The following is a 282-nucleotide window of genomic DNA, read 5'->3' on the forward strand; positions in this document are numbered from 1 at the left end:
ATAGAATTCCCTTCACTGTCTTCAATCTCTATTTTAATTTTATCTGAATTATCTACTGTCTGTTCAAATTGTATATCGAGACTTTCATTGCTAATATCAGAGTAGATGTGTAGGTTTTTCGGTTTAGATTTTTCCGAAGAACTTAAAACGATGTTTCCAAGTATACCATTCCATTTTATTTGAGTATGATTGGTATAACCATGTGCCATTTCTTTATCTGCCTCGTCTGGATACTTATTTCCCAGTACGTTAATGTTTGGATATTGATCTGAATTATCCACT

Annotated in this window: 1 protein-coding gene; it reads right to left on the reverse strand. The window is 32.3% G+C overall.

Annotation, left to right across the window (positions count from 1 at the left end; all coding sequences use genetic code 11):
• A partial coding sequence (locus tag ACNKXV_RS14640) for a hypothetical protein (protein ID WP_417908431.1) occupies positions 1-282 on the reverse strand: 282 nt, incomplete at both ends.

Source organism: Christiangramia aquimixticola (assembly GCF_048285835.1).
GTDB classification, from domain to species: Bacteria; Bacteroidota; Bacteroidia; order Flavobacteriales; family Flavobacteriaceae; genus Christiangramia; species Christiangramia aquimixticola.